This window comes from Diaphorobacter sp. JS3050 (genome assembly GCF_013154915.1).
Lineage (GTDB): Bacteria > Pseudomonadota > Gammaproteobacteria > Burkholderiales > Burkholderiaceae_C > Diaphorobacter > Diaphorobacter nitroreducens.
In genome coordinates this window covers 2721089-2745998 of sequence record NZ_CP053553.1, presented here as the reverse complement: position 1 = coordinate 2745998, position 24910 = coordinate 2721089, and the positions used below count along the sequence as shown (strand labels likewise).

The window sequence follows — 24910 nt, the reverse complement described above, 5'->3', positions numbered from 1 at the left end:
AAGTGGGAGGCCACCATACCCGTTTACAAAGCGAACAGGAAAGTCAATGAAATCAACGGTCTACCCAGACCACCCCCGCGCCAGTGCTAGCTTTGCGTACCGTCACTTATTGCACTGAAAACGAGGAGACCCCGCCACGGCGCTGTCGCTGCTGGTGTGGTTCATCTTCGCGCCGCAGTGCGTCTCCACCATCGCCGCCGTGCGCCGCGAGACCAACGGCTGGCGCTGGCCGCTTGTCATGACGGGCTATCTCTTCGCACTGGCCTATGCGGCCAGCTTCATCACCTACCGCGTGGCCCTGGCGCTGGGCGGTGGTTGAAAACCGTCACCAAGGAGCAGAACCATGTGGCAAGACATTCTCACCGCCGTGATCGTGGCCGTGGCCGCCCTGGCGCTGCTGTGGCGCTGGCTGCCACAGCGCTGGCGCGCCCGCGCCGCGCGCGTGCATCCGGCACTGGCGCCCATGGCCAAGACCGGCAGCAGTTGCGGGGGCTGCAATGCCTGCGCCGGAGACCGCTGCGCGCCGGCACGCAAGCCCTGAAGCCGGGATAGCCCTGGTCGCGGGCCTAAAAGCATAGCTGCCGGCGCTTGCCAGGCAAAGGTTTCAGTATCAAAACTATCTGAAATCATTGCCTGGAAAGCGCCAGCAGCTCTTCTTTTTGAAGAACCACTTCAAGCGGCCTGCGGCCACTCCTGCGTGTCGCCCAACGGCGGCAGGCCCAGCTTGGCGCGCGTGTCGTGGCAACCGTAGGAGGCGAACGGAAAGTCGCGGCACGGCTGGGGACGTTGGTCGTAGATGCCGCAGCCGATGCAGCCGTTGCCCAGGTCGGCCAGTGCCACGCAGCGCACGGGGTGGCGCTCGGTGCCGTTCATGCGGTAGCGGTTGCCTCCGGCCTCATGGGCCAGGGCGTCGGGCACGCGCCCGCCCATGGACTGCAGTTCATAGACGGAGAACTCCACGCGGTAGTTCTGGCAGCATGCACCGCAGTGCAGGCAGGGGTGGACGGGGACGGACATGCAGGTTCCTCGGGTTCTGGTGCATCGGCAACGGGCCCCATCCCAGGTGCGACGCGCAGCCGGCACCGGGGATCGCGGGCGATCAGGGGGAGCGATGGGAGGGCGGGCATGCGCTGGGGCGCCTGCCGCGCAGAACCGGGCCGCTAGGTGTGGCCCTGGAGGAACTTCAGGTAGAAGGTATGAATGCGCACCTGCAGCGCATGCACGCGTGCCGCCATGCGCCGGGCGGCCGCGTGCAGTTCAGGCGCCAGCGGGCGCTGGCGGGCGGGGCAGGGTGGATGACCCGGGCGCCTGGGGTGGAGTTGCGCTGGGGCCATGGGTGGGATGCGGGATGGGTTTAGACGCGACCGAGCAGCAGGTACTCCATGAGTGCCTTCTGCACGTGCATCCTGTTTTCCGCCTCGTCCCAGACGACGGACTGGGGGCCGTCGATCACGTCGGCCATCACCTCCTCGCCGCGGTGCGCGGGCAGGCAGTGCATGAACAGCGCGTCGGGCTTGGCCACGGCCATCATCTCGGCGTCCACGCACCAGTCGGCAAAGGCCTTGCGGCGCGCTTCGTTCTCGGCCTCGTAGCCCATGCTCGTCCACACGTCGGTGGTCACCAGGTCGGCGCCGCGGCAGGCATCCATGGGATCGGCAAAGACCTTGTAGGAGCCCGCGCGGTGGGGCTTGCCGCCGAAGGCGAGCTTCTCGTCCACCTCGTAGCCGCCGGGGGTGCTCACGTGCACGGTGAAGCCCAACAGATCGGCCGCCTGCAGCCAGGTGTTGGCCATGTTGTTGCCGTCGCCCACCCAGGCCACCACCTTGCCGGCGATGGTGCCGCGGTGCTCGATGAAGGTGAACAGGTCGGCCAGGATCTGGCAGGGGTGGAACTCGTTGGTCAGCCCATTGATCACCGGCACGCGCGAGTGCGCGGCAAAGCGCTCGATCTTTTCCTGGCCGAAGGTGCGGATCATCACCAGGTCCACCATGCGGCTGATGACGCGCGCGCTGTCCTCGATGGGCTCGGCGCGGCCCAACTGGCTGTCTCCCGTGGTCAGGTGCACCACGCTGCCGCCCAGCTGGTACATGCCGGCCTCGAAGCTCACACGCGTGCGGGTGCTGGCCTTCTCGAAGATCATGGCCAGGGTGCGGTCGGCTAGCGGGTGGTACTTCTCGTAGCTCTTGAACTTGCCCTTGATGATGGCGGCGCGCGAGAACAGGTAGTTGTATTCGTCGGCGGTGAAGTCGGTGAATTGCAGGTAGTGCTTCATACGCGGTCGATCTTCTTCATTCAGACAGGAAGGTCTGCACCAGGGGTGTGAGCAGGGCGACGATCTCGTCGGCCTCTGCGCGCGTGAGGATGAGCGCGGGCACCAGGCGGATCACGCGCTCGGCGGTCACCGACAGCAGCAGGCCGGCCTCGGCCGCGCGATCGATCAGCACGCCGCAGGGGCGGTCCAGCTCCATCCCGATGATCAGGCCCTGGCCGCGGACTTCGTTCACGCCAGCGGTCTTACCCAGTGCGCGCTGCAACTCGGCCTTCAGGTGGGCGCCCACGTCCGCGGCGTTCTGCAGCAGGCCGTCTTCTTCCATGATGCGGATGGTCTCCACACCCGCGCGCATGGCGAGCGGGTTGCCGCCGAAGGTGGAGCCGTGGTTGCCCGGCTTGAGCACCTGCGCGGCGGCGCCGTGCGCCAGCACTGCGCCCACGGGAACGCCCGAGCCCAGGCCCTTGGCCAGCGTCATCACATCCGGGACAATGCCGGCCCACTGGTGGGCAAACCACTTGCCGGTGCGGCCCATGCCGGCCTGCACCTCGTCAAGCATCAGCAGCCAGCCGTTGGCGTCGCACAGTGCGCGCACCTGCTGCAGGTAGTCGGCGCGCATGGGATGCAGGCCACCTTCGCCCTGGATGGGCTCCATCATCACGGCGACGATGTTGGCGTTGCCTTCGGTGGCCTCCTGCAGCGCCTCGATGTCATTGGGCGCCACGCGCAGGAAGCCCTCCAGCAGCGGGCCGAAGCCGTTGCGCACCTTGGGGTTGCCAGTGGCGGTCATGGTGGCGATGGAGCGGCCGTGGAAGGCATGGTCGTAGACCACGATCACGGGTTTTTCGATGCCCTTGTCCACGCCGTACTTGCGCGCGATCTTGATGGCAGCCTCGTTGGCCTCCAGGCCGGTGCTGCAGAAGAACACGTTGGTCATGTGCGCGCGCTCGGTCAGCAGCTGGGCCAGCTTTTCCTGTCCCGGCACATGGTAGTAGTTGGAGGTGTGGATCAGCTTGGCGATCTGGTCCTGCAGCGCCGGCACCAGCTTGGGATGGTTGTGGCCCAGCGTATTCACGGCGATGCCGCCCAGTCCGTCGAGGTACTGCTTGCCGTTCACGTCCCACACACGCACGCCCTGGCCTCGCTCCAGCGCGATGGGTACGCGGCCATAGGTGTTCATCACGTGGGGCGAGGCAGCCTCGACAAATGCGGTCATGCGGACATCTCCTGACAAGAGAGGGAAACGGGGAACAGCCCCAAAAAGGGAAATGCGATTCTAGGGGCTGCCCTCGCGCGCACCATTGAAGATTGCGCATCACAGTCATGCGCTGCGCTTGCGTTCAATGCTGGCAGGCGGTGCTGGGGCATTGGAGGGTAGCTCTTATATAAGAGTTAGAATCCGTGCCACGCCGACGCACAAGGTCGGCGCCCCTTACACGACCCGAACCCGATGGTTGCTCCCTCCTCCAAAGAAGTCTTCATCCAAGGCATTACCCTCGAAGGGAGGACCTTTCGGCCCAGCGACTGGGCCGAGCGCCTGGCGGGGGTCATGAGCCAGTTCCGCCCCGGCGGTGCCGTGCCTGGCAGCCACCTGAACTACTCCCCCTGGTGCATTCCTACCAGCATGAACGGAGTGAAGTGCGTGGTGGTCCACCGCGACCTGCAGGCGCACGAGCCCATGGCGTGGGACTTCGTGCTCAACTTTGCCAGAGACAACAACTTGCAGGTCGTCGAAGCCTGCCTGCTCCCCGATCCCAAGGCCTGACAACACAGGCCTTTTCTTTTGGGTGGGCGTGTGTGCCCCCGGGGTGCTGTGCCGAGCAGCGCCGGGCACAAAAAAACCGCCCGGAGGCGGTTTCTCTGCTTTGCTGACAGCGCACCCGTTACAAACGGCGGGTGGCGAGCCACCCGGGCTGTTGGCCTGCGCGGGGCAGGCGGTGAATTTAGGCGGCTGCCAGAGCCAAGGCTTTCACCTTGGCGGACAGGCGGCTCTTGTCGCGAGCTGCCTTGTTCTTGTGGAAGATGCCCTTGTCGGCGATGGTGTCCAGCACGGACTGGGCCTTGGCGAACAACTCGGTTGCCTTGGTCTTGTCACCGGCCAGAACAGCCTTCTCGACGTTCTTGACGGCGGTGCGGTACTTGGAGCGCAGCGAGGTGTTGGCTGCGTTCAGCTTGAGGCCTTGGCGGGCGCGCTTGCGGCCCGATGCCAGGCGGGGGTTCTTTTTCTTTGGCTTTCCAGATGCCATGGTATGTGTTCCTTGTGTCTGAGGATGTTGTCAGCAAAGCCGGCCATTATAGCGCAGCCGCCATTTCGGGCGTGGCGCGACGCCAAACGCATACACTTGCGCCGGTGTCCCTGTTCAAAGCCGCTTCCACCGTATCGCTGTTGACCCTGGCCTCCCGCGTGACGGGCCTGGTGCGTGATCTGCTCATGGCCTCGATGTTCGGCGCCAACGTTCTGACAGACGCTTTCAACGTCGCTTTTCGCATTCCCAACCTGTTTCGCCGCTTGTTCGCCGAAGGGGCGTTCAGCCAGGCCTTCGTGCCCGTCCTGGCCGCGCACAAGGCGCAGCATGGCGATGAGGACACCCATGCACTTGTGAACGCCGTGGCCACGGCGCTGTTCTGGGCGCTGCTACTGACCTGCGTGCTGGGGGTGGTAGGAGCGCCGCTGCTCGTGTGGGCGCTGGCCAGCGGGTTGCGCCAGAGTCCGGAGGGGTTCGACGCCGCCGTGTTCATGACGCGCTGGATGTTCCCCTACATTGGATTCATGTCGCTGGTGGCCCTTTCGGCGGGCGTGCTCAACACCTGGAAGCGCTTTGGCGTGCCGGCCGCCACACCCGTGCTGCTGAACCTGTGCATGATCGCGGCCGCTTGGCTGGGCGCGCCACAACTGGCGGCGCGGGGCATAGAGCCCATCTACGCCATGGTGGGCGGGGTGATGGGCGGCGGGGTGCTGCAACTGGCGGTGCAACTGCCCGCATTGCGCCGCCTGGGGCTGCTGCCCCGCATCGGCATGACCTGGGGCAGGGTACGCAGTGCCTGGCAGGACCCAGGCGTGCGCCGCATTCTTACCCTGATGGCGCCGGCGTTGCTGGGCGTGGGGGTGGCGCAGATCTCGCTGATGATCAACACGCAGATCGCGTCCTATCTCACACCGGGCAGCGTGACATGGCTGTTTTATGCCGACCGCCTCATGGAATTTCCCACGGCCCTGCTGGGCGTGGCGCTGGGCGTGGTGCTCACGCCGCAGTTGTCGGCCGCCAAGGCTGCGGGGGATGGTGAACGCTACTCGGCCATGTTGGACTGGGGGCTGCGCATCGTGGTGCTGCTGGCCGTACCCTGCGCCGTGGGACTGCTGACCTTCGCAACGCCGCTGGTGGCCACGCTGTTCCACCATGGTGCGCTGAATGACGGCGACGTGCGGCAGATCTCCGTGGCGCTGGCAGGCTATGGAGCGGGGTTGCTGGGCCTGGTGGCCATCAAGGTGCTGGCGCCGGGTTACTACGCCAGCCAGGATATCCGCACGCCCGTGCGCATCGCCATCGTGGTGCTGGTGGCCACGCAGATCATGAATGCCGCGCTGGTGCCCCTGCTGGCGCATGCTGGGCTGGCGCTGTCGATTGGCCTGGGTGCGCTCATCAACGCCCTGTGGCTGCTCACGGGGCTGCTGCGGCGGGGAAGCTTTCGCCCGCGCGAAGGCTGGGGCCGGTTTGCGCTGCAGGTGATTGCCGCCAGTGCGCTGCTGGCCGTGTTCCTGCTCTGGGCCTCCCACCACTTCGACTGGCTGGCGCTGCGGGCGCACAGCTTGCAGCGTGCGGGACTGCTGGCGCTGCTGCTCGCCGCATCGGCCGCGCTGTACTTTGGCGCGCTGTGGGCCTGCGGGCTCAAGCTGCGCCAGCTGTTGCGCCGCTGAAGGGAGAGGGCGCATGGCGTTGAGCTATTCCGTTCCCACGCCGCTGGAGTATTTCGCGTCGCTGGTCCAGGTGCCGCAGGGCGGCGCCATCGCGTTGCTGGAGTCGGCCGCCTGCATCGCGCAGGACGAATATCCGCGCCTGGATGTGCAGCAGTTCCTGGACGAGATGGACCGCCTGCAGGCGCGGCTGCAGAGGCGCATTGCGCAGGATGCCGAACCGCTGCTGCGGCTCAATCTGCTCAACCAGTTTTTCTTTGGCGAACTGGGCTTTGCGGGCAATCTCAACGACTACTACGCGCCGGGCAACAGCTATTTGCACATCGTGCTGGAGAAGCGGCGCGGCATTCCCATCTCGCTGGCGGTGCTGTGGCTGGAGCTGGCGCAGGGGGTGGGCCTGCGTGCGCACGGGGTGGCCTTTCCCGGGCATTTCCTGGTCAAGGTGCTCATGCCCACGGGCCAGGTCGTGATGGACCCGATGACGGGGCTTTCCCTCTCGCGCGAAGCGCTGGGCGAGCGGCTGGAGCCTTTTCGCCGCGGACACGGACCGCTGGAGGACGAAGCTCCGCTGGGCCTGTATCTGCAGGCCGCCACGGAGCGGGATATTCTTGCGCGCATGCTGCGCAATCTGAAGGAAATCCACCGCGCGCGCCAGGACTGGAGTCGCCTGGTGGCGGTGCAGGACCGGCTCATCGTGTTGCTGCCCGATGCCTGGAGCGAGTGGCGCGACCGCGGCCTGGCGTATGCGGAGAGCGGCGCATCCCTGCAAGCGCTGGAGAACCTGGAGACCTATCTGGCCCATGCTGAGGGTGCCGAAGATGCCCCTGCGATCGCACAGCGCGTGAAAGAATTGCGCCGTTTCTGATCCAGGCCAAGCGTGCCATGTGACAAAAACATGGCAAAAGCGCACCATGTCATGTGCTGGACACGAAGAGTTGTCACCATCTTCTGCCTGCCGAGAAGGTACCAGTCATGCCGCATATATCCGAGATCAATTCCCACGAACTCATGGAACGCATCGCCGACGATCTGGCCGACGGCTATGACGAGGAGTTGGAGCTGGAGATCGAGGACCGCGCCTTCGATGAGCACGGCCTGCAGGCGCCCGTGGACCGGCTGGCACGCCAGCAGTATTTCCGGGAGCTGTTCCGCCTGCAGGGCGAGCTGGTCAAGCTGCAGGACTGGGTGCAGCACTCAAGGCAGAAGGTGGTGGTGATCTTCGAGGGGCGCGATGCCGCCGGCAAGGGCGGGGTGATCAAGCGCATTACGCAGCGGTTGAACCCGCGCGTGGTGCGCGTGGCGGCGCTACCTGCGCCCAATGACCGCGAGCGCACGCAGTGGTACTTCCAGCGCTATGTGGCGCACCTGCCCGCGGCAGGCGAGATCGTGCTCTTTGACCGCAGTTGGTACAACCGCGCGGGCGTCGAGAAAGTGATGGGCTTTTGCACGGAGGAGGAGTACGAGGAGTTCTTCCGCAGCGTGCCGGAGTTCGAGAAGATGCTCGTGCGCTCAGGCATCCGGCTCATCAAGTACTGGTTCTCGATCTCCGACGAGGAGCAGCACCTGCGGTTCCTGGGGCGCATCCACGACCCGCTCAAGCAGTGGAAACTGAGCCCCATGGACCTGGAGAGCCGCGTGCGCTGGGAGGAATACACCAAGGCCAAGGAGGCGATGCTGGAGCGCACCCACATCCCCGAGGCCCCCTGGTGGGTGGTGCAGGCCGTGGACAAGAAGAAAGCGCGCCTCAACTGCATCGCCCACTTGCTGGAGCAGCTGCCGTATGCCGATGTGCCGCATACCGAGGTGGTGCTGCCCGACCGCGTGCGCCACCCGGACTACCTGCGCCAGCCCACACCCGGCAGCATGATCGTGCCCGAGCGGTACTGACGATTGACGATTGGGCGGGTGTCCAGTCCACGCCAAGGCAAGCGGAGGCCGGGGGGAGCCGAGCGCCCTGGGGCGCTCGGACGTGCCTTTAAGCGGCCTTGACGGCCAATACCGGGCAATCGACGTTGAGCAAGATCTCCTGTGCCATGCTGCCCAGCAGCAGCTTGCCGACGGGCGAGCGTTTGCGCAGGCCGATCACCAGCACGGATACCTGCAGCGTCGCGACCATTTCCTCGATCTCCTCGATGGTGCTCTTGCCGCGCACGAACTGCTTGAACTCGGCCTCGATCGGCAGCGTGGCCAGGCGCTCCTCCACACGTTCGGCCTCGTAGCCGTTGACGATGCTGGGGTCTTCCTGGCGCCCGCCGGGGCCGGCGTTGACGACGACCAGGCGTTCATTGCGGCGGGTGGCGATTTCGATGCCCTTGTCCAGCGCGGCCCGGCCTTCGGGGCGTGGAACGTAGGCGACGAGAATGGTCATGCAAAGTCTCCCTTATGGCTGTGATGACGATGTGTCTGGCGCACTGCGCGCCAGCCGCCAGAATAGCCCAACATCGCAGGCGCTGGCGAGTGTCATCCCGGGTGCGGGGCGCGCGATGGGGGCCAGGCGCCGCGCCGGACGCGGGAAGAGGGTTTGAGGGTGAAAAAGCCCTGCAGCGCTTGCTGGATAAGCGCTGGCAGCTATGGTTTTTGCGGCGCGGCGGTTATACCAGCCGCGCGGCTTCCAGCTCTTTCTTCAGGTAGGCGTAGAACAGCGGTGCCGCCACCAGCCCCGCAGGGCCGAAGACGGCTTCGGCCACGAACATCACCGACAGCAGCTCCCACACGCCCATGTGGGTGCGCCGCCCGACGACCTTGGCGTTGATCACGTACTCGGCCTTGTGGATCAGGATCAGGAAGGCCAGGCAGGCCACGGCCGCAACGGGCGATACCGACAGTCCCACCAGCGTGATGACCGCGTTGCACAGCAGGTTGCCCACGATGGGCACCAGGCCGGCCACGAAGGTCAGGGTGATCAGCGCGGGGGTGTAGGGCAGGTCCAAGTCCCACAGGGGCAGCACCAGCAACAGGAACAGTGCGGTGAGCAGCGTGTTGAAGGCGGCAATCCAGAACTGCGCCGCGACGATCTGACGGAAGGCCTCTCCCATACGCGCGATGCGCAGCACCAGCTCTTGTGCCAAGGGGCCGCGTGAAGCGCCCACGCTGCGCACGGCGGCCAGTGCCCCGATCAGCAGGCCCACATAGGCATACAGCAGGCCCGTGAGCCAGGCGCGCCCCGCCATGGCCAGGGCGCCGGCCTTGGCGGCCAGATAGGCGGCGATGGTGCGCTGGATTTCGGCGGCGCCTTCGGGCAACTGGGCCGCGATGTCGGTGGGCAGCTTCAGCCGCAGTTCCAGCACGGTGCGGGCCAGGAAGTCCAGCAGTTCGCGGTATTGCTGGGGGGCGTCGACGATATAGGTGCGCAAATGCGACAGCGCCAGCGCCAGCAGCAGCAAGGGAGACAGCATGACCAGCGTGGCGGCTGCCGTCTGGCCGCGGGTTGCCATGCTGTTCGCCGTGCGCGACGGGAACCACGCCAGGCGTGGCGCCAGCCAACGCGTGAGCAGAAAACCCAGGCACACGCACAGCAGCCCGGGCAGCAGCCCGCGCAGCATCACGAGCAGCAGCGCGGCGCCCATCAGCACGTAGCTGGCGATCACCACGCCCCGCGTGGCGGGCGCGAATGGCGGCCTCAGGGCGGCAGGCGTGGCGGCGGAGCCTTGCGGCGGCTGACCCGAAGGCATCGTGCCAATCGCGCTGGATCAGCCCACGACGACGGCGGCGCCGTCGCCACGCTCGGCAATGGCACCGATGGCGTACACCGCCTCGCCCAGCGCGCGCAGCGTGGCGGCCGTGGCATCGGCGGCCTCCGCCGGCACGACCACCACCATCCCGATGCCGTTGTTGAACGTGCGGTTCATCTCGATGTCGTCGATGCCGGCGGTCTTTTGCAGCCAGGCGAACAGCTCCGTCTGCGGCCAGCTGCCGGCCTTCAGGTGGGCGGCCGTGCCTTCGGGCAGTACCCGCGGAATGTTCTCCAGCAGGCCACCACCGGTGATGTGGGCCAGGGCCTTGATCGGATGCTGTGCCAGCGCGGCCAGCACGTTCTTCACGTACAGGCGCGTGGGCTCCATGACGGCGGCCTTGAAGGGCTTGCCGTCCAGCGTGTCGGGCAGCATGCCGGCGGCCGCGGCGCGCTCGATGCACTTGCGCACCAGCGAAAAACCGTTGGAATGCACGCCGCTGGAGGCCAGGCCCAGCACCACGTCGCCGGGTTTCACCGTCTGGCCGGTGAGGATCTTCGACTTCTCGACCGCGCCCACGGCAAAGCCGGCCAGGTCGTATTCACCGTCGGGGTACATGCCGGGCATCTCGGCCGTCTCGCCGCCGATCAGTGCGCAGCCGCTCAGCTCACAGCCACGGGCGATACCCCCCACCACTGCGGCGGCGGTGTCCACGTCCAGCTTGCCGCAGGCGAAGTAGTCCAGGAAGAACAGAGGCTCGGCGCCCTGTACCAGCACGTCGTTGACGCTCATGGCCACCAGGTCGATGCCCACGGTGTCGTGCATGTTCCACTCGAACGCCAGCTTGAGCTTGGTGCCCACGCCGTCGGTGCCCGAGACCAGCACCGGCTCCTGGTAGCGCTTGGGCACCTCGAACAGCGCGCCAAAGCCGCCGATGCCCGCCATCACCCCCTCGCGCAGGGTCTTCTTGGCCAGCGGCTTGATGCGCTCGACCAGCGCGTCGCCTGCGTCGATGTCAACGCCGGCGTCTTTGTAGGAGATGGGAGTGGAGGGGGCAGAGGAACTCATGGGATGTGCGTCAGTGCTGAGGGCCGCGGTCGGCGGGCCGGAAAGCGGGGATTTTAAGGGTCCGCCCGGGCGGGCCGCGAATGCCCCCGCGCGGCGGGCTGCGCCGCACGCGGCCCGGGCTCGGGTCGTCTGGGCCATCGACGCACTAAAATCGCGGGTTGCACGCCCTGCGTGCCACCCGCTTTCCGGGTGCCTCCGTGGTTTCGCGGCGGTGAACCGCGGCGCGTCCCCTACCTTGCCTCCCATGCCATCCACTCCATCCCGTTACGGCCCGGCCACGCTCCGCATTGCGCGCGGAGGCCGGGGCGCGCCGCATTTGCGCGGGTGGCGCTCGCCATGAAGCAGCTGGCCCTGGACATTGGCCTGGTGACCGGCCCCACGCTCGACAACTTCCATGCCGGCCCCAACGCGCAGGCACTGCAGCACCTGCGGCTGGCGGTGGCCGGTGGCGCCGCGCCGCGCTCGCCCGTGCCCACCTACCTGTGGGGCGAAACGGGCACCGGCAAGTCGCACCTGCTGCGGGCCACGTACGAGGCGCTGCGCGGGCAGGGCGCCAGCGTGGGCTGGCTCGACGCCTCCGTCGCGCTGCCCTCGGCCTTCGACGAGCGCTGGAGCGCGGTGCTGCTCGACGAAGTGCACCTGTACACCACGGCGCAGCAGGCGGCGGCTTTCAACTGGTTCGTCAACGCCATCAACCCCACCGAAGGAGCGCCCCGTTGGGTACTGGCCGCGGGCGACCTGCCGCCGGCCGACCTGCCGCTGCGCGACGACCTGCGCACACGGCTGGGCTGGGGCCACGTGTTCCAGCTCCAGCTGCTGGACGAGCAGGAGCGTCGCGCCGTGCTGCGCCAGCAGGCCGATGCGCGCGGCATCTTCCTGGCCGATGAGGTCATGAACTACATGCTGGGCCGCTTTTCGCGCGACCTGGGCAGCCTCATGCAGCTGCTGGACCGGCTCGACAGCTTTGCGCTGCGCACGCAGCGCGCCGTCACCGTCCCGCTGCTCAAGACCATGCTGGAGACCGAGTAGCGCGCGGCCATCGGTGCAGGGCGCTTTCATCCACCCATTGCAATCAACGCATGACCTTTGACACGCAGGTACAACGCCGCCGACTGGCCCTGTTCGACCTGGACCACACCCTGCTGCCCCTGGATTCCGACTACGAGTGGGGCGAGTTCACCATCCGCATCGGCTGGGCCGACCGCGAAGAGTTCGGCCGGCGCAACAAGGCGTTCTACGACGACTACGTCGCCGGGCGGCTGGACGTGCACGACTACGTGCGCTTCGCCACCGACGCCATTCGCCGGCGCGGCGCCGAGGCGGCGGCCCTGGCGCACGCGCAGTTCATGCGCGAGGTGATCCAGCCCGCGCTGCGCGAGGAAGCGCGCGCACTGGTACAGCGCCACCGCGACGCGGGCGACGAGGTGCTCATCATCACCGCCACCAACGAGTTCGTCACCCGCCCCATCGCCCTGGCGTTGGGCGTGGATCAGCTGGTCGCCGTGGAACTGGAGCGCGGCGACGACGGCTGGATCACCGGCGGCATTCGCGGCGTGCCCTCCATGCGCGAGGGCAAGGTGCAGCGCATGGAGCAGTGGCTGGCCGAGCGCGGCCTGCGCTGGACGGACGTGGACAGCACGTTCTACAGTGACTCCATGAACGATGTGCCGCTGCTGGAAAAGGTGGATCATCCCGTCGCCACCAACCCCGATCCACGCCTGCGCGCACTGGCTTCCCAGCGCGGCTGGCGCATTCTGGACCTGTTTCCCCCACACCCATGATCAAGACCTTCATCGACAAACTGCTGGGCAAGGGCGCCGCCGGCGCGGGCCGTGGCACGCGCGGCCGCTTTGGCAAGCGTGCGGAAGTGCCCGCCGCGGTGCACGGCATCAACCCCGAACTGGTGGACCGCCGCGCCAGCGACGTGGTGCGCACACTCAAGCAGGCGGGCTACGAGGCCTACATCGTCGGCGGCGCGGTGCGCGACCTGCTGCTGGGCCTCAAGCCCAAGGACTTCGACGTGGCCACCAACGCCACGCCCGAGCAGGTCAAGGGCCTGTTCCGGCGCGCCTTCATCATCGGCAAGCGCTTTCGCATCGTGCACGTGGTGCACGGCCGCGGGCGCGAGCATGAGGTGATCGAGGTCTCCACTTTCCGTGCCTACATGGACAACGCGGCAGCCGAGCAGGTGGGGGGCAACGAAAAGACCAGCAAGGCCCAGCTGGCCGGCATGCACCATGCCGTGGACGCCAGCGGCCGCGTGCTGCGCGACAACGTCTGGGGCCCGCAGGACGAGGACGCCACGCGGCGCGACTTCACCGTCAACGCCATGTACTACGACCCAGAGACCGAGGTTGTGGTGGACTTCCACAGGGGCATCGAGGACGCCAAGAAACGCGTGCTGCGCATGATCGGCGACCCGGCCACGCGCTACCGCGAGGACCCCGTGCGCATCATCCGCGCCGTGCGCTTTGCGGCCAAGCTCAGCCCGCTGGGCTTTGCCCTGGAGCCCAAGACCGCCAAGCCCCTGGTGGAGTGCGAGCCGCTGCTGCGGGAGGTGCCGCAAAGCCGCCTGTTCGACGAGATGCTGAAGCTGCTGCAGACCGGCCACGCACTGGCCTCGATCGCGCAGCTCAAGTCCCTGGGGCTGGCCACGGGCATCTACCCGCTGCTGGACGTGGTGGTGGACCGTTCCAGCCACCCGTTTGTGCAGGCCGCGCTGGCCGACACCGACCGCCGCGTGGGCGAGGGCAAACCCGTTGCGCCCAGCTTCCTGCTGGCCTGTGTGCTGTGGCAGGACGTGAAGGCCGGCTGGGAGCAGCGCCTGGGGCGCCAGCAGCCCTTTCCGGCGCTGCAGGATGCGATCGACGATGTGTTCGACAAGCGCATCGGCGATGTCTCCGGCCGCGGCAAGCTGGCGGCGGACATGCGCGAGATCTGGGTCATGCAGCCGCGCTTCGAGAAACGCTCGGGCAGCACACCCTTCGGCATGGTGGCGCACCTGCGTTTTCGCGCAGGCTTCGACTTCCTGCGCCTGCGCGCGGACGTGGGCGAGGTGGAGGAGGCGCTGGCCGAGTGGTGGCAGGAGTTCTCGCTGGCCGACGATGCGCGCCGTGAGGACATGATCGAGCAGGCGCGCGAGGAGCAGCGCGCGCGCCAGCGCAAGGCCCAGCCCACGGTACGGCGCGTGCCCAAGGCCGCGCCAGTCGCCACGGACGACGCCGAGCCCCCGCGCAGGGCCAGCGATGCCGGTGATTCCCTGGCCGAGCCAGCGGCAGAGGACGCTGCTGCGCCCAAGAAGCGCCGCCGCCGTCGCCGCAAGCCCACGGGCAGCGGTGCATCCGAGGGTGGCGCGCCCGCGGGCGAGGCGTGACCCCGCCTTCCGTGGCGGCCAGCGCCTGGGTGGGCCTGGGCGCCAATCTGGGGGATGCGCGCGGCGCGCTGCGCGACGCGGTGCGGGCGATGGGCGCGTTGCCCGGCACCCAGGTGCGGCAGGTCTCGTCGCTGTACCGCAGCGCGCCGGTGGATGCCGGCGGGCCCGACTATCTCAATGCCGTGGCGCAGTTGCAGACCACCTTGGCGCCACTGGCGCTGCTGCATGCCCTGCAAGCCATCGAGCAGGCCGCGGGGCGCGAGCGCCCCTACCGCAACGCGCCACGCACGCTGGACCTGGATCTGCTGTTGTACGGGGAGGAGCGCCTGGACGGCGCCGAACTCACGCTGCCCCACCCGCGCATGGGCGAGCGGGCCTTCGTGCTCCTTCCTTTGGCGGAACTGGCGCCCGGCCTGGCCCAGACGTGTGGCACAGCCGCCCAGCGCGCCCTGGCCAGCGGCCAGCGCATCGAGCGCCTGGCCGAAGCCACCGAATGGCTGGGCGCAAACTCCTGAATTAATAGCTGCTTGCGCTGGTCGTGCGGACGTTTGAAGGTGAAACCACCTGCAAACCGCCATATGGCAAGCGTGAGGCGCTCTTATTTTTGATGTGAGCGCGCCGCCGGTTGCGAGGCGTCACCGCCGTGGCGGCGGGTGCGGCAGCGCAACAGGGGGGCGCCGTTGGGGCGGCTTGGCCCCAGGCTGACGACGACACGCCCGGACAGTCGCGCCGTGTGCGCCGCCCGCGGCACTCCGGTGGCACCCGGAATGCCGCGTTCCGGTCAGTCGACCTTGGCGCCGGAGGCCTTCACCACCTGTTGGTACTTGGCGCGCTCGGCGGCCATGAAGGCGTCGAACTGCTCGGGCGTGGTGGCCACGGGCTCGGCCATCAGCGCGGAAAAGCGCGTCTTGGTTTCCGGTGCCTTGAGTGCCTCTGTGAAGGCCTTGTTGAGCTTGGCGATCACGGGCTTGGGCGTGCCGGCCGGTGCCACCAGACCCCACCAGGTGTCGATGGCAAAACCCTTGAAGGTCTGCGACAGCGGGGGCACGCCGGGCAGCATGGGGCTGGCTTCCAGCGAGGTGACGGCCAGGGCCTTGAGCTTGCCCGACTTGATGTTGGGCGCGGCGGCGGCCAGGTTGTCGATGTTGAAGTCCACCTCGCCGGCCAGCAGGGCCAGCTGCGCGGGGCTGGCGCCGCGGTAGGGGATGTGCAGCGCGAAGATGCCGGCCTTCTGCTTGAACATCTCGCCCGCCAGGTGGCCGGCGCTGCCGTTGCCGCCGCTGCCGTAGTTGAGCTTGGCGGGGTTGGCCTTGGCGTAGGCGATCAGGTCCTGCAGGGTGTTGATCTTGAGCTGCTCGGCCCGCGCGGCGTTGACCACCAGCACGTTGGGCACGCGCACCATCTGCGTGATGCCGGCGAAGTCCTTGGCCGCGTCATAGGGCATGCGGTTGTACAGCCAGGGGTTCACGGCGTGCGTGGCCGTGGCGGCGATGCCGATGGTGTGCCCGTCGGGCGCGGACTTGGCGATCAGATCGGCGCCGATGTTGCCGCCCGCACCCGCCTTGTTGTCGACGACCACCACGCCGAGCGTGTCGCGCACGCGCTCGGCCAGCGCACGCGCCGTCACGTCCAGCGGGCCGCCAGGCGCGTAGGGCACGACCAGGCGGATCGGCGCGTCCTGCGCGTGGCTCAGGGGGGCTGCGAGTGCCGCGCCAATGGCAGCGGCCGAAAGAAGAAGGTGTCTGCGGTTCATAGGCCTCCATTGTGCAAAAAATGGAAGACGCTTCCGTGGCGCCGCAATGCTGCCCTGTCCTACGACAAGGCGCGGCGCATCTTTCTACGATGGGCCCGGGCCTTGCCTGCCCCCGCCCATGAAAGGACTGACATGCTGGACGCCCCCACCATCCTGGACGAATCACGCTACTCCCACTGCATCGCGGCCTGCAACGCATGCGCTGCCACCTGCGATTTCTGCGCCGCGGCGTGCCTGCGCGAGCCCGACCCGCGCCACATGGCCAAGTGCATCGCGCTGGACATGGACTGCGCCGACATCTGCCGCCTGGCTGCCGCCACCATGGCCCGCGAGAGCCCCCACGTGAACTATGTCTGCGAGCTGTGCGCGCGCATCTGCGAAAGCTGCGCACAGGAATGCATGAGCCACGCGGCGGACCATTGTCAGGACTGCGCGGAAGCCTGCAAGCGCTGCGCCAGCCTGTGCCGCGACATGATCGCTTGAGTGAATTACGCTCCCTGAGCGGCGGCGCTTACCGCGGCCTTGTTGCAGCACTTCGCGGTGCCGTGCGACGCGGATCGCGCACGGCGCCCGTGGTCTGGCAGATCCCGTTCGACGACACCTGCCGGCCAGGCACAACGCCCGTTGCGTGGCGCAGGGTCGTGCGCGGTGCGCCGCGCGTACGTCCGTCAGCCGCCGTGCTTGTCGGCCTCGGACGTGAATGCGTCGGCGTAGAACTCGTCGGGCGGCAGGCCACGCTCTGCGCTGTAGGCGGCGCGGGCCGAGTCCACCACGATGGGCGCGCCGCAGGCATAGACCTGATAGCCCGAGAGGTCGGCAATGTCCTCCATGACCGCCTGGTGCACGAAGCCCGTGCGGCCAGCCCAGCCGTCCTCGGGCAGGGCGTCGGAGACCACGGGCACGTAGCGCAGGTTTGGCAGCGCGGCCAGGCGCTCGCGGATCCAGCCGTCCATGTACAGGTCCGCCGGGCGGCGCCCGCCCCAGTAGAGCGTGGCCGGGCGCGTGATGCCCTTGTGCTGCATGTGTTCGATCAGCGCCTTGATGGGCGCGAAGCCCGTGCCCGAAGCCAGAAACACCATGGGCTTGTCGGAATCCTCGCGCAGGAAGAAGCTGCCGAAAGGGCCCTCCACGCGCAGGATTTCCTTCTCCTTCATGGCGTTGAACACATGGTCGGTGAAGCGCCCGCCGGGCATGTGGCGGATGTGCAGCTCCACGCCTGGCGCGCCTTCCTGCGTGTGGGGTGCGTTGGCCATGGAGTACGCGCGGCGCGCGCCGTCACGCAGGATGAATTCGATGTACTGGCCCGCGTGGTAGCGGAAGGTGTCGGCCGCGGGCAGTTGCAGGCGCACCTGCATCACATCGTGCGATGCGCGCGTGAGCGCCGCCACGCGCACCGGCAGCTTCTTGATGGGATAGGCGCTCTCGTCGGTCACCTGGCGCGATTCCAGCACCACGTCGGTCAGCGGCTGGGCACAGCAGGTGAGCACGAAGCCGGCTTCTTCCTCCTCGGTGCTCAGCGCCTTCTGTTGGTGCTCGCCGTGCACCACCGAGCCGCTGAGCTTCTTGCACTTGCACGAGCCGCAGGCACCGTCCTTGCAACCGTAGGGCATGCCCACGCCGCCGCGGATGGCCGCGGACAGGATGGTTTCGCCAGCCTGCGCCTCGAAGGCACGGCCACTGGGCTGCACGGTGATCTGGAATGCGGTCTCTGCGCTGGTCATGACAGTGGGTATCCTTGGAGTTGTCTTCAAGCAAACCGACCGATTTTGCCCTCAATCCAAAACCCTCTCGGCGCCCTGCCGGCGCGCTTTCGCCGCCAGCGCGTGCTCATCATTGGCTGCGGCGACGTGGGGCTGCGCGTGGTGCGCAGCCTGAACGGACCCCAGGGCGGGAGTGGCCGCCCGCGCGTGCTTGCGCTCACGTCCTCGCCCACGCGCGTGCCGCAGCTGCGTGGGGCGGGCGTTACGCCGCTGCTGGGCAATCTGGACGATGCGGCCACGCTGGCGCGCCTGGCGGGCGTGGCCACGCGGGTGCTGCATCTGGCGCCGCCACCTGGCGAGCGCGAGGTTGGTCCGCGCTGGTGGCTGGACCCCCGCAGCACGGCGCTGGCGCGTGCGCTGCGCCGGCGCACGCTGCCGCAATCCCTGGTGTATGCCTCCACCAGTGGCGTGTATGGCGACTGCGCGGGGGCCTGGGTGCCCGAGTCGCGGCCCGTGGCGCCCGCCACGCCGCGCGCGCAGCGCCGCGTGAATGCCGAGCGCGCCATGCGTCACCTGGGTCGTGCGGGCGTGCCCGTGAGCATTCTGCGCGTGCCCGGCATCTACGCCCCTGACCGTGAGGGCGGCACGCCCGAAGCGCGCCTGCGCCGCGGCACGCCCGTGCTGGCCGAGCCTGACGACGTCTATACCAACCACATCCATGCGGATGACCTGGCGCGGGCCTGCATGCTGGCGCTGTGGCGCGCTCGTGCGCAACGCATCTACAACGTGGCAGACGACAGCCAGCTCAAGATGGGAGACTACTTCGACTTCGCGGCCGACCTCTATGGCTTGCCGCGTCCGCCGCGCGTGCAGCGCAGTACCGCGCAGGAGCAGCTACCGCTGTCGCTGCTGAGTTTCATGGGCGAATCACGGCGGTTGACCACTAAGCGCATGGCGCGCGAACTGCGCCTGCGCTTGCGCTATCCCACCGTGCGCGAAGGGCTGCAGGCACCGCACCCTTAGCGGGGGTAGGTGTTGCCCTGCTTGTCGTAGCAGCGAAACACGTTGCAGTGCGTGATTTCGCGCCGCGGCGGCGGCGCGGGCCGTGGTGGCACCACCACCACCGGCGGGGCGTAGTAGGGCGAGGGATAGACGGTGCGGCTGGAGCGCGCGCTCTCCGCGCGTGCATAGTCCGCCGGACTCAGGCAGGCGAGGTCAGCCTGGCGCTGCGCCGCATCCAGCCGCGCCTGCTCGTCGTACATGCCGCGGCCCATGGTGGAGAGCACCTCCTGCAGGTTGCGCCGTGCGCGCTGGCAGTCTACGGATTGCGATGGATCGGCCGGGGTGGCGCGAGGGCGCGCTGCGCGCGTCGCGGGCTCGGCGTCGCGCTGTTGCTGGCGCTCCCATTGCTGTCGCTCCTGCTTGCGCTCCAGGGCTTCGGCGGCTTGCTCGCGCTCCTGCTGGATTTCCTGGGGGGTCTTGCGGGCTTCGACTTCGCGTGCGGACTGACCGCGGCCGCAGTCGCCATCGGTGTAAGTCACCTTGCCCGTGGCCGGGTCGGTGCAGCGCACCACCTGGGCCATTGACGGCAGGGGCAGACAGGTAACCAGCGTCAGCGCCAGCGCGGCACTGACGGTGCCAAGGGAGCCAGGCAGGGCTCGGGTCATGGGCGGCCTTCAGCGCCAGTCGGGGCGCGGGTTGGGGCGGTCGCCGGGCTGGGGCTGGAATGCCTGGTTGCGTCGCTCCCGCTCGGCTTCGCGCTCCGCGCGGCGGTCACGTTCGAACTGCAGCTGCCGTTCTCGTGCCACGTCGGGGTTGGGGTGGCGCAGCAGCTGGTCCTCCTTACGGCGCTGGTCCCAGTCGCGGCGGCGTTCGGCCTCCCAACGTTCGGCGTCGCGGCGGCGTTCCGCTTCGCGCCGGTCGGCTTCACGGCGGTCCGCATCGCGGCGGCGGTCGGCTTCGCGACGACGGTCCGCCTCACGGCGTTCGCGCTCCTGGGCCTCGCGCCATTGGCGCTCACGCGCTTCCCGCCACTGGCGCTCGCGCCAGGCGTCTTCACGCCAGCCGGAAGGCGGCGGGGGGTAGTCGCGCCAGCCTAACGGCGGGGCGGTATAGATCACGCCGGGCTGCTCGTACACCGTCATGGACGATGGCGCGGGATAGTAGCCGCCCCCATCGTAGTAGGGGTCACCCGGCACAGCGGCGCAGCCGACAGCCAGCGAGGCGAGCACGCCGGCGGTGAGGATGCGCACAGAAGTCCAACGCGAACGAGGCATGGAGAGGTCTCCCGGGTAAGCACGCCGGGCGGTCCGGGCCGGCGCTGTGGTGGTAAAGGCGGTGGTCTCGCTGCCACCTCTTGTGTGTCAGACGCGCGTCGGGCCATTTTGGTTGACCCTACCGGACCGGCTTTGTCAGGCTTTGCCCTCTCTTCACCATTGTGACGGGGTGTTTCGCCGCCAGCGCAGGGCCTGGCGGCCGCGCGGCGCGCGATGATTTCGCCTGGCGCAAGAGCGCCTACGCTGCCTATCCGCGCTGTTGTGCTGCGGGCACGGAGCCGTCGGCGCGCAGGCGGAACAGGGCCACGGACTGCACCAGTTGCTCGGCCTGCAGCTTCAGGCTGTCGGCGGCGGCTGCGCTTTCCTCCACCAGTGCGGCGTTCTGCTGCGTGGCCTGGTCCATCTGCGCCACGGCATCGCTCACCTGGTGCACCCCGGCGCTTTGCTCCTGGCTGGCGGTGCTGATCTCGGCCACGATGCCGCTCACCCGCTGGATGGCCGTCACCACCTCCGTCATGGTGGCGCCGGCTTGGCCGACCAGTGCGGACCCTTGCTCCGCCCGCTCCACGCTGGTGTGGATCAGTTGCTTGATCTCCTTGGCCGCGGCGGCCGAGCGCTGGGCCAGCGCGCGCACCTCGCCGGCCACCACGGCGAATCCGCGGCCCTGCTCGCCGGCGCGTGCGGCCTCCACCGCGGCGTTCAGCGCCAGGATGTTGGTCTGGAAGGCGATGCCGTCGATGACGCCGATGATGTCCGCGATGCGGTGGCTGCTTTCGTTGATGCCCTGCATGGTGGTGACGACCTGGGTCACCACTTCGCCGCCCTGGCTGGCGACCTGCGAGGCGTTGGCGGCCAGCTGGTTGGCCTGGCGCGCGTTGTCGGCGTTCTGGCGCACGGTGGAACTCAGCTCCTCCATAGAGGCGGACGTTTCCTCCAGCGCGCCGGCCTGCTGCTCGGTGCGGGCCGACAGGTCGTTGTTGCCCTGGGCGATCTCGGTGCTGGCCAGTGCCACCTGGCGCGCGTTGACTCTTTCTTGTATTTTGTTTCAATAGGTAGTTGCCCTGTAATGCTTGGGCATGTCAGGAAGGCCTGCCGTTGCACTCATGGCGCAAACGAAAAAGCCCCGCGGGTGGCGGGGCTGGTGAGGGTGGAGGCGGTGCGCGCAGTCCATGGTGAGCTTCTGCTTGTCCACCACGTTTTTGTAAGCCGTGTATTCGGCCTTGATTTCCTGGGCGAACTTCGCCGGCGTGTCGGCCACGATCAGCGAGCCCGTGTCCTCGATGCGCTTGCGCACCGCAGGGTCCTTCAGCACCTTGTGCACTGCGGCGTTGACCTTGTCCACGATGTCCTTGGGCAGGCCCTTCGGTCCGATGATGCCGTAATAGGCCATGCGGTTCACGTTGGGCAGGCCCACTTCGGCCAGTGTGGGCACGTCGGGCAGCACGGCCAGGCGCTGCGGGGCGGCCACCACCAGGGCGGTCAGGCGCTTGTCCTTGATGAAGGGCAGGGCGGACGGCAGGTTGTCGAAGATCAGCGGGATCTGGCCGGCGACGGCGTCGTTCAGTGCCGGGCCCGAGCCGCGGTAGGGCACGTGCACCAGCTGGGTGCCGGTCTCCAGCATGAACATTTCCATCATCAGGTGGCCGATGCTGCCGGTGCCGGGCGAGCCGAACGAGTACTTGCCTGGAGTCTTCTTGACTTCGGCCAGGAAGCTCTTGTATTCCTTGCCGGCGAACTGCGGGTTGGCCGCAATCACGTTGGGCGTGGCGGCGATGTTCACGACCGGGGTGAAGTCGGTGAACACGTTGTAGGGGATCTTGGGGTTGATGGCCGGGTTGGTGGCCGTGGTGGACACGGTGGCCACGCCCAGGTTGTAGCCGTCCGGCGTGGCGCGCGCGGTTTCGGCCGCACCGATGGCGCCGCCGCCGCCGCCCTTGTTCTCCACCACCACGGGCTGGCCCAGCTCGCGGCCCAGGGGCTCGGCCACCACGCGGGCGATCAGGTCGGTGGTGCCGCCCGCGGCGAAGGGCACCAGCAGGCGGATGGGCTTGTTGGGGTAGCCGGACTGGGCCTGGGCGGCCGTGCCGAGCAGGGCCAACAGGCCCAGGGTGAGTGCGCTGCGACGAATCATGCTTTTATCTCCTGTTATCGATGTGGTGAAGCAATGGCGTGCCAGTGATGGCGGGAAGGAAGCACCGGCGGGGCCGGTGCGGGAAAAGGGTCAGATGGCACCCCCCGCTTTGAGCGCTGCGATGGCCGAAGCATCCAGGCCCAGCTCGCGCAGCACCTCGTCGGTGTGCTGGCCGAGCGCGGGTGGCGCGCGATGGTAGCGGACGGGCGTGCCCGACAGCCGCATGGGGTTGGCCACCGTGGCCACGTGGGCGATGCCGTCGCCGGCGTCGCGGGGCAGCTCCCTGCGGATGCCGCGCGCGCGCACCTGTGGGTCGTCGAAGGCCTGGGTGATGGTGTTGATGGGGCCGCAGGGCACGGCCTTGTCCTCCAGCAGGGCGATCCACTCGGCGGTGCTGCGGGTCTGCAGGACGGGCTCCATCAGCGCCAGCAGCGCAGCGCGGTGCTGCACGCGTGCGGTATTGGTGGCAAAGCGTGCGTCCTGTGCCCATTCGGGGTGGCCGCACGCCTGGCAAAAGCGCGCGAACTGTCCGTCGTTGCCGATGGCCAGCAGCACGTTGCCGTCGCGGCTGCGAAAGTCCTGGTAGGGCGCCAGGCTGGGGTGGATGTTGCCGGCGCGTCCGGGCGCCTGCCCGGTGGCCAGGTAACCCGCCGCCTGGTTGGCCAGCACGGCCATGCCCACGTCGAGCAAAGCCATGTCGATGTGCTGCCCTTCGCCGGTGCCGTTGCGGGCGTTGTCGCGCGCGTTCAGCGCGGCCAGGATGGCGTTGCTGGCGTACAGGCCGGTGAACACGTCCACCACGGCCACGCCGACCTTCAGAGGCCCGCCACCGGGCTGCCCGTCGGCATGGCCGGTGATGCTCATCAGGCCGCACATGGCCTGCACCATCAGGTCGTAGCCGGCGCGTTCGGCATACGGCCCGTCCTGGCCGAAGCCGGTGATGGAGCAGTAGACCAGGCGCGGGTTCAGCGCTTTCAGGCTGGCGTAGTCCAGCCCGTATTGCGCGAGGCCCCCCACCTTGAAATTCTCGACCACCACGTCGGCCTCGGCGGCCATGCGGCGCAGCAGCGCCTGGCCCTCGGGATGGGCCATGTCCACGGTGATGCTGCGCTTGTTGCGGTTGCAGGCGGTGACGTAGCTGGCCTCGCGCGTGTCGCGGCCAGCGTCGTCCTTCAGGAAGGGCGGGCCCCAGTGGCGCGTGTCGTCACCGGCCTGGGGGCGCTCGACCTTGACCACGTCGGCGCCCAGATCGGCCAGCATCTGGGTGCACCAGGGACCGGCAAGCACGCGCGAAAGATCCAGTACCTTGATACCGTCCAAGGCGCCGCGGGGGGTGGAAGCACTCATGAAATCGCTATTGAAAACGTAGCTGCTCGCGCTTGTTGTGCCGCCAATTCAAGGATAAAAACCATTGAACTGATTGCAGGGTAAGCGCGAGAAGCTCCTATTTTGAGAGCGCGCGTGACGGGCCTTTGATGCGGCCCGCGCGCCGCGCCGGGTCAGTTGGCGAACGCGGCGATGCCCGTCTGCGCGCGGCCCAGGATGAGCGCGTGCACGTCGTGCGTGCCCTCGTAGGTGTTGACCACCTCCAGGTTCACCAGGTGGCGTGCCACGCCAAACTCGTCGCTGATGCCGTTGCCGCCCATCATGTCGCGCGCCAGGCGGGCGATGTCCAGAGCCTTGCCGCAGTTGTTGCGCTTGATCAGCGAGGTGATCTCGACCACGTTCTGGTGCTCGTCCTTCATGCGGCCCACGCGCAGCGCGGCCTGCAGGCCCAGGGTGATCTCGGTCTGCATGTCGGCCAGCTTTTTCTGCACGAGCTGGTTGGCGGCCAGCGGGCGGCCGAACTGCTTGCGGTCCAGCGTGTACTGGCGCGCGGTGTGCCAGCAGAACTCGGCCGCGCCCATGGCGCCCCAGGCGATGCCGAAGCGTGCGCTGTTCAGGCAGGTGAACGGGCCCTTCAACCCGCGCACTTCGGGGAAGGCGTTTTCCTCGGGCACGAACACGTCGTCCATCACGATCTCACCGGTGATGGAGGCGCGCAGGCCCACCTTGCCGTGGATGGCGGGGGCGGACAGGCCCTTCATGCCCTTGTCCAGGATGAAGCCGCGGATCTGGCCCACGGTGCCGGATGCCTCCACTTCCTTGGCCCAGACGACGAACACGTCGGCCACGGGGCTGTTGGTGATCCACATCTTGTTGCCCTTGAGGCGATAGCCGCCGTCCACCTTGTAGGCGCGCGTGGCCATGCTGCCGGGGTCGGAGCCGTGGTCGGGCTCGGTCAGGCCGAAGCAGCCGATGAACTCGCCGGAAGCCAGCTTGGGCAGGTACTTCTGCTTCTGCGCCTCGGAACCGAACTCGTTGATCGGCACCATCACCAGCGACGACTGCACCGACGCCATGGAGCGATAGCCCGAGTCCACGCGCTCGATCTCGCGCGCCACCAAGCCGTAGCTCACGTAGTTCAGGCCGGCGCCGCCGTATTCGGTGGGGATGGTGGGGCCCAGCAGGCCCAGCTCGCCCATCTCGCGGAAGATGGTCACGTCGGTCTTCTCGTGGCGGAACATGTCCAGCACGCGGGGCGCCAGCTTGTCCTGGCAGTAGGCGCGCGCGGCGTCACGGACGGCGCGCTCGTCCTCGGTGAGCTGCTGGTCGAGTTGGAAGGGGTCGTCCCATTGGAAGGCGGTGCGGGGCATGGTGTCTCCAGTGCTGGAATGCGGGGTGGGTGGTAGGACCCAAGCATGCACAAGGTGCAT

At 68.0% G+C, this 24910-nt stretch carries 25 protein-coding genes and 3 pseudogenes; 12 read left to right on the top strand and 16 right to left on the bottom strand.

Annotated elements, in window-relative coordinates; translation table 11 throughout:
• Positions 1-133: 133 nt before the first annotated feature.
• Together HND92_RS13225 and HND92_RS13220 are read left to right on the top strand one after the other, a co-directional pair.
• Positions 134-319, top strand: a pseudogene (locus HND92_RS13225) (hypothetical protein); the annotation flags it as partial.
• Positions 320-343: 24 nt separating this feature from the next.
• Positions 344-541, top strand: a complete 198-nt coding sequence (locus HND92_RS13220; RefSeq protein WP_011806146.1) for a hypothetical protein — start codon at positions 344-346, stop codon at positions 539-541.
• 131 nt (positions 542-672) lie between these two features.
• On the opposite strand, the gene HND92_RS13215 is transcribed toward HND92_RS13220, so the two are convergent.
• From HND92_RS13215 to HND92_RS13200, 4 genes are all read right to left on the bottom strand, one after another.
• Positions 673-1017, bottom strand: a complete 345-nt coding sequence (locus HND92_RS13215; RefSeq protein WP_011806145.1) for a YkgJ family cysteine cluster protein — start codon at positions 1015-1017, stop codon at positions 673-675.
• A 143-nt stretch (positions 1018-1160) separates the two neighbouring features.
• Complete coding sequence (locus HND92_RS13210; protein ID WP_172207598.1) at positions 1161-1334, bottom strand: hypothetical protein; 174 nt, start codon at positions 1332-1334, stop codon at positions 1161-1163.
• A 20-nt stretch (positions 1335-1354) separates the two neighbouring features.
• A complete protein-coding gene (argF, locus tag HND92_RS13205) occupies positions 1355-2272 on the bottom strand; it encodes an ornithine carbamoyltransferase (RefSeq protein WP_172207595.1) in 918 nt (305 codons plus the stop codon).
• 16 nt (positions 2273-2288) lie between these two features.
• Entirely contained in the window at positions 2289-3485 is a 1197-nt protein-coding gene (locus HND92_RS13200) for an aspartate aminotransferase family protein (RefSeq protein ID WP_172207582.1), read from the bottom strand.
• A 234-nt stretch (positions 3486-3719) separates the two neighbouring features.
• Here HND92_RS13200 and HND92_RS13195 point away from each other — a divergent pair, with 234 nt between their 5' ends.
• A complete protein-coding gene (locus HND92_RS13195) occupies positions 3720-4034 on the top strand; it encodes a DUF3579 domain-containing protein (RefSeq protein ID WP_011806142.1) in 315 nt (104 codons plus the stop codon).
• A 178-nt stretch (positions 4035-4212) separates the two neighbouring features.
• Here the strand turns inward: HND92_RS13195 and rpsT are convergent, their stop codons facing one another.
• Positions 4213-4515 (bottom strand): 30S ribosomal protein S20, encoded by a 303-nt coding sequence (gene rpsT / locus HND92_RS13190; protein WP_011806141.1) that lies wholly within the window; start codon positions 4513-4515, stop codon positions 4213-4215.
• Positions 4516-4619: 104 nt separating this feature from the next.
• Between rpsT and murJ the strand changes: the two genes are divergently transcribed.
• The 3 genes from murJ (at position 4620) to ppk2 (ending at position 8069) form a co-directional block, all read left to right on the top strand.
• Positions 4620-6185, top strand: coding sequence for a murein biosynthesis integral membrane protein MurJ (gene murJ, locus HND92_RS13185; protein WP_047350742.1), 1566 nt, complete (start codon positions 4620-4622; stop codon positions 6183-6185).
• Positions 6186-6198: 13 nt separating this feature from the next.
• Positions 6199-7047, top strand: coding sequence for a SirB1 family protein (locus tag HND92_RS13180; RefSeq protein WP_172207579.1), 849 nt, complete (start codon positions 6199-6201; stop codon positions 7045-7047).
• A gap of 107 nt (positions 7048-7154) precedes the next feature.
• Positions 7155-8069, top strand: coding sequence for a polyphosphate kinase 2 (ppk2, locus tag HND92_RS13175; RefSeq protein WP_011806138.1), 915 nt, complete (start codon positions 7155-7157; stop codon positions 8067-8069).
• 88 nt (positions 8070-8157) lie between these two features.
• On the opposite strand, the gene HND92_RS13170 is transcribed toward ppk2, so the two are convergent.
• The 3 genes from HND92_RS13170 to purM all read right to left on the bottom strand — a co-directional run bounded on the left by HND92_RS13170 (position 8158) and on the right by purM (position 10921).
• The gene (locus tag HND92_RS13170; RefSeq protein ID WP_123676001.1) at positions 8158-8550 is read right to left on the bottom strand and encodes a universal stress protein; all 393 of its coding nucleotides are present in this window, start codon (positions 8548-8550) and stop codon (positions 8158-8160) included.
• A gap of 223 nt (positions 8551-8773) precedes the next feature.
• Positions 8774-9853: an AI-2E family transporter gene (locus HND92_RS13165; RefSeq protein WP_172207576.1), complete on the bottom strand. Its 1080-nt coding sequence runs from the start codon at positions 9851-9853 to the stop codon at positions 8774-8776.
• Between the two features lie 18 nt (positions 9854-9871).
• Positions 9872-10921, bottom strand: a complete 1050-nt coding sequence (gene purM / locus HND92_RS13160; RefSeq protein WP_172207565.1) for a phosphoribosylformylglycinamidine cyclo-ligase — start codon at positions 10919-10921, stop codon at positions 9872-9874.
• Positions 10922-11257: 336 nt separating this feature from the next.
• On the opposite strand from purM, the gene hda reads away from it, so the two are divergent.
• The 4 genes from hda to folK are packed head-to-tail and all read left to right on the top strand — an operon-like array spanning position 11258 to position 14809.
• A complete protein-coding gene (gene hda / locus HND92_RS13155) occupies positions 11258-11950 on the top strand; it encodes a DnaA regulatory inactivator Hda (RefSeq protein WP_011806134.1) in 693 nt (230 codons plus the stop codon).
• A 50-nt stretch (positions 11951-12000) separates the two neighbouring features.
• Positions 12001-12702, top strand: coding sequence for an HAD family phosphatase (locus tag HND92_RS13150; RefSeq protein WP_172207562.1), 702 nt, complete (start codon positions 12001-12003; stop codon positions 12700-12702).
• A complete protein-coding gene (gene pcnB, locus HND92_RS13145) occupies positions 12699-14294 on the top strand; it encodes a polynucleotide adenylyltransferase PcnB (protein WP_172207559.1) in 1596 nt (531 codons plus the stop codon). Before HND92_RS13150 ends, pcnB begins: the two co-directional genes overlap by 4 nt.
• Positions 14291-14809, top strand: a complete 519-nt coding sequence (folK, locus tag HND92_RS13140) for a 2-amino-4-hydroxy-6-hydroxymethyldihydropteridine diphosphokinase (RefSeq protein ID WP_253940027.1) — start codon at positions 14291-14293, stop codon at positions 14807-14809. The genes pcnB and folK overlap by 4 nt, the downstream gene beginning before the upstream one ends.
• A 266-nt stretch (positions 14810-15075) precedes the next feature.
• Here folK and HND92_RS13135 read toward each other — a convergent pair whose 3' ends face one another.
• Positions 15076-16047: a tripartite tricarboxylate transporter substrate binding protein gene (locus HND92_RS13135; protein ID WP_103738817.1), complete on the bottom strand. Its 972-nt coding sequence runs from the start codon at positions 16045-16047 to the stop codon at positions 15076-15078.
• Between the two features lie 132 nt (positions 16048-16179).
• Between HND92_RS13135 and HND92_RS13130 the strand changes: the two genes are divergently transcribed.
• The gene (locus HND92_RS13130) at positions 16180-16530 is read left to right on the top strand and encodes a four-helix bundle copper-binding protein (protein ID WP_103738818.1); all 351 of its coding nucleotides are present in this window, start codon (positions 16180-16182) and stop codon (positions 16528-16530) included.
• A gap of 185 nt (positions 16531-16715) precedes the next feature.
• On the opposite strand, the gene HND92_RS13125 is transcribed toward HND92_RS13130, so the two are convergent.
• On the bottom strand, positions 16716-17768 hold the full coding sequence (locus HND92_RS13125) for a CDP-6-deoxy-delta-3,4-glucoseen reductase (protein ID WP_011806128.1): 1053 nt from the start codon (positions 17766-17768) through the stop codon (positions 16716-16718).
• A 45-nt stretch (positions 17769-17813) separates the two neighbouring features.
• Here HND92_RS13125 and HND92_RS13120 point away from each other — a divergent pair, with 45 nt between their 5' ends.
• Positions 17814-18770: an SDR family oxidoreductase gene (locus tag HND92_RS13120; RefSeq protein WP_088886362.1), complete on the top strand. Its 957-nt coding sequence runs from the start codon at positions 17814-17816 to the stop codon at positions 18768-18770.
• Here HND92_RS13120 and HND92_RS13115 read toward each other — a convergent pair.
• From HND92_RS13115 to HND92_RS13090, 6 genes and pseudogenes are all read right to left on the bottom strand, one after another.
• A complete protein-coding gene (locus HND92_RS13115; protein ID WP_011806126.1) occupies positions 18767-19414 on the bottom strand; it encodes a DUF4124 domain-containing protein in 648 nt (215 codons plus the stop codon). The genes HND92_RS13120 and HND92_RS13115 overlap by 4 nt on opposite strands.
• Before the next feature lie 9 nt (positions 19415-19423).
• Positions 19424-20023 (bottom strand): hypothetical protein, encoded by a 600-nt coding sequence (locus HND92_RS13110; protein WP_172207548.1) that lies wholly within the window; start codon positions 20021-20023, stop codon positions 19424-19426.
• Between the two features lie 277 nt (positions 20024-20300).
• Positions 20301-21053, bottom strand: a pseudogene (locus tag HND92_RS13105) (methyl-accepting chemotaxis protein); the annotation flags it as partial.
• 135 nt (positions 21054-21188) lie between these two features.
• Positions 21189-22154 (bottom strand): annotated as a pseudogene (locus HND92_RS13100) (tripartite tricarboxylate transporter substrate binding protein BugE); the annotation flags it as partial.
• A 90-nt stretch (positions 22155-22244) separates the two neighbouring features.
• A complete protein-coding gene (locus tag HND92_RS13095; RefSeq protein ID WP_172207544.1) occupies positions 22245-23501 on the bottom strand; it encodes a CaiB/BaiF CoA-transferase family protein in 1257 nt (418 codons plus the stop codon).
• 152 nt (positions 23502-23653) lie between these two features.
• Positions 23654-24850, bottom strand: coding sequence for an acyl-CoA dehydrogenase (locus HND92_RS13090; RefSeq protein WP_103738822.1), 1197 nt, complete (start codon positions 24848-24850; stop codon positions 23654-23656).
• Positions 24851-24910: the final 60 nt, after the last annotated feature.

Coding starts and splice junctions, on each gene's coding strand:
- HND92_RS13220 (WP_011806146.1), top strand. CDS start 344: ATGTGGCAAGACATTCTCACCGCCGTGATCGTGGCCGTGGCCGCCCTG.
- HND92_RS13215 (WP_011806145.1), bottom strand. CDS start 1,017: ATGTCCGTCCCCGTCCACCCCTGCCTGCACTGCGGTGCATGCTGCCAG.
- HND92_RS13210 (WP_172207598.1), bottom strand. CDS start 1,334: ATGGCCCCAGCGCAACTCCACCCCAGGCGCCCGGGTCATCCACCCTGC.
- argF (WP_172207595.1), bottom strand. CDS start 2,272: ATGAAGCACTACCTGCAATTCACCGACTTCACCGCCGACGAATACAAC.
- HND92_RS13200 (WP_172207582.1), bottom strand. CDS start 3,485: ATGACCGCATTTGTCGAGGCTGCCTCGCCCCACGTGATGAACACCTAT.
- HND92_RS13195 (WP_011806142.1), top strand. CDS start 3,720: ATGGTTGCTCCCTCCTCCAAAGAAGTCTTCATCCAAGGCATTACCCTC.
- rpsT (WP_011806141.1), bottom strand. CDS start 4,515: ATGGCATCTGGAAAGCCAAAGAAAAAGAACCCCCGCCTGGCATCGGGC.
- HND92_RS13180 (WP_172207579.1), top strand. CDS start 6,199: ATGGCGTTGAGCTATTCCGTTCCCACGCCGCTGGAGTATTTCGCGTCG.
- ppk2 (WP_011806138.1), top strand. CDS start 7,155: ATGCCGCATATATCCGAGATCAATTCCCACGAACTCATGGAACGCATC.
- HND92_RS13170 (WP_123676001.1), bottom strand. CDS start 8,550: ATGACCATTCTCGTCGCCTACGTTCCACGCCCCGAAGGCCGGGCCGCG.
- HND92_RS13165 (WP_172207576.1), bottom strand. CDS start 9,853: ATGCCTTCGGGTCAGCCGCCGCAAGGCTCCGCCGCCACGCCTGCCGCC.
- purM (WP_172207565.1), bottom strand. CDS start 10,921: ATGAGTTCCTCTGCCCCCTCCACTCCCATCTCCTACAAAGACGCCGGC.
- hda (WP_011806134.1), top strand. CDS start 11,258: ATGAAGCAGCTGGCCCTGGACATTGGCCTGGTGACCGGCCCCACGCTC.
- HND92_RS13150 (WP_172207562.1), top strand. CDS start 12,001: ATGACCTTTGACACGCAGGTACAACGCCGCCGACTGGCCCTGTTCGAC.
- pcnB (WP_172207559.1), top strand. CDS start 12,699: ATGATCAAGACCTTCATCGACAAACTGCTGGGCAAGGGCGCCGCCGGC.
- HND92_RS13135 (WP_103738817.1), bottom strand. CDS start 16,047: ATGAACCGCAGACACCTTCTTCTTTCGGCCGCTGCCATTGGCGCGGCA.
- HND92_RS13130 (WP_103738818.1), top strand. CDS start 16,180: ATGCTGGACGCCCCCACCATCCTGGACGAATCACGCTACTCCCACTGC.
- HND92_RS13125 (WP_011806128.1), bottom strand. CDS start 17,768: ATGACCAGCGCAGAGACCGCATTCCAGATCACCGTGCAGCCCAGTGGC.
- HND92_RS13115 (WP_011806126.1), bottom strand. CDS start 19,414: ATGACCCGAGCCCTGCCTGGCTCCCTTGGCACCGTCAGTGCCGCGCTG.
- HND92_RS13110 (WP_172207548.1), bottom strand. CDS start 20,023: ATGCCTCGTTCGCGTTGGACTTCTGTGCGCATCCTCACCGCCGGCGTG.
- HND92_RS13095 (WP_172207544.1), bottom strand. CDS start 23,501: ATGAGTGCTTCCACCCCCCGCGGCGCCTTGGACGGTATCAAGGTACTG.
- HND92_RS13090 (WP_103738822.1), bottom strand. CDS start 24,850: ATGCCCCGCACCGCCTTCCAATGGGACGACCCCTTCCAACTCGACCAG.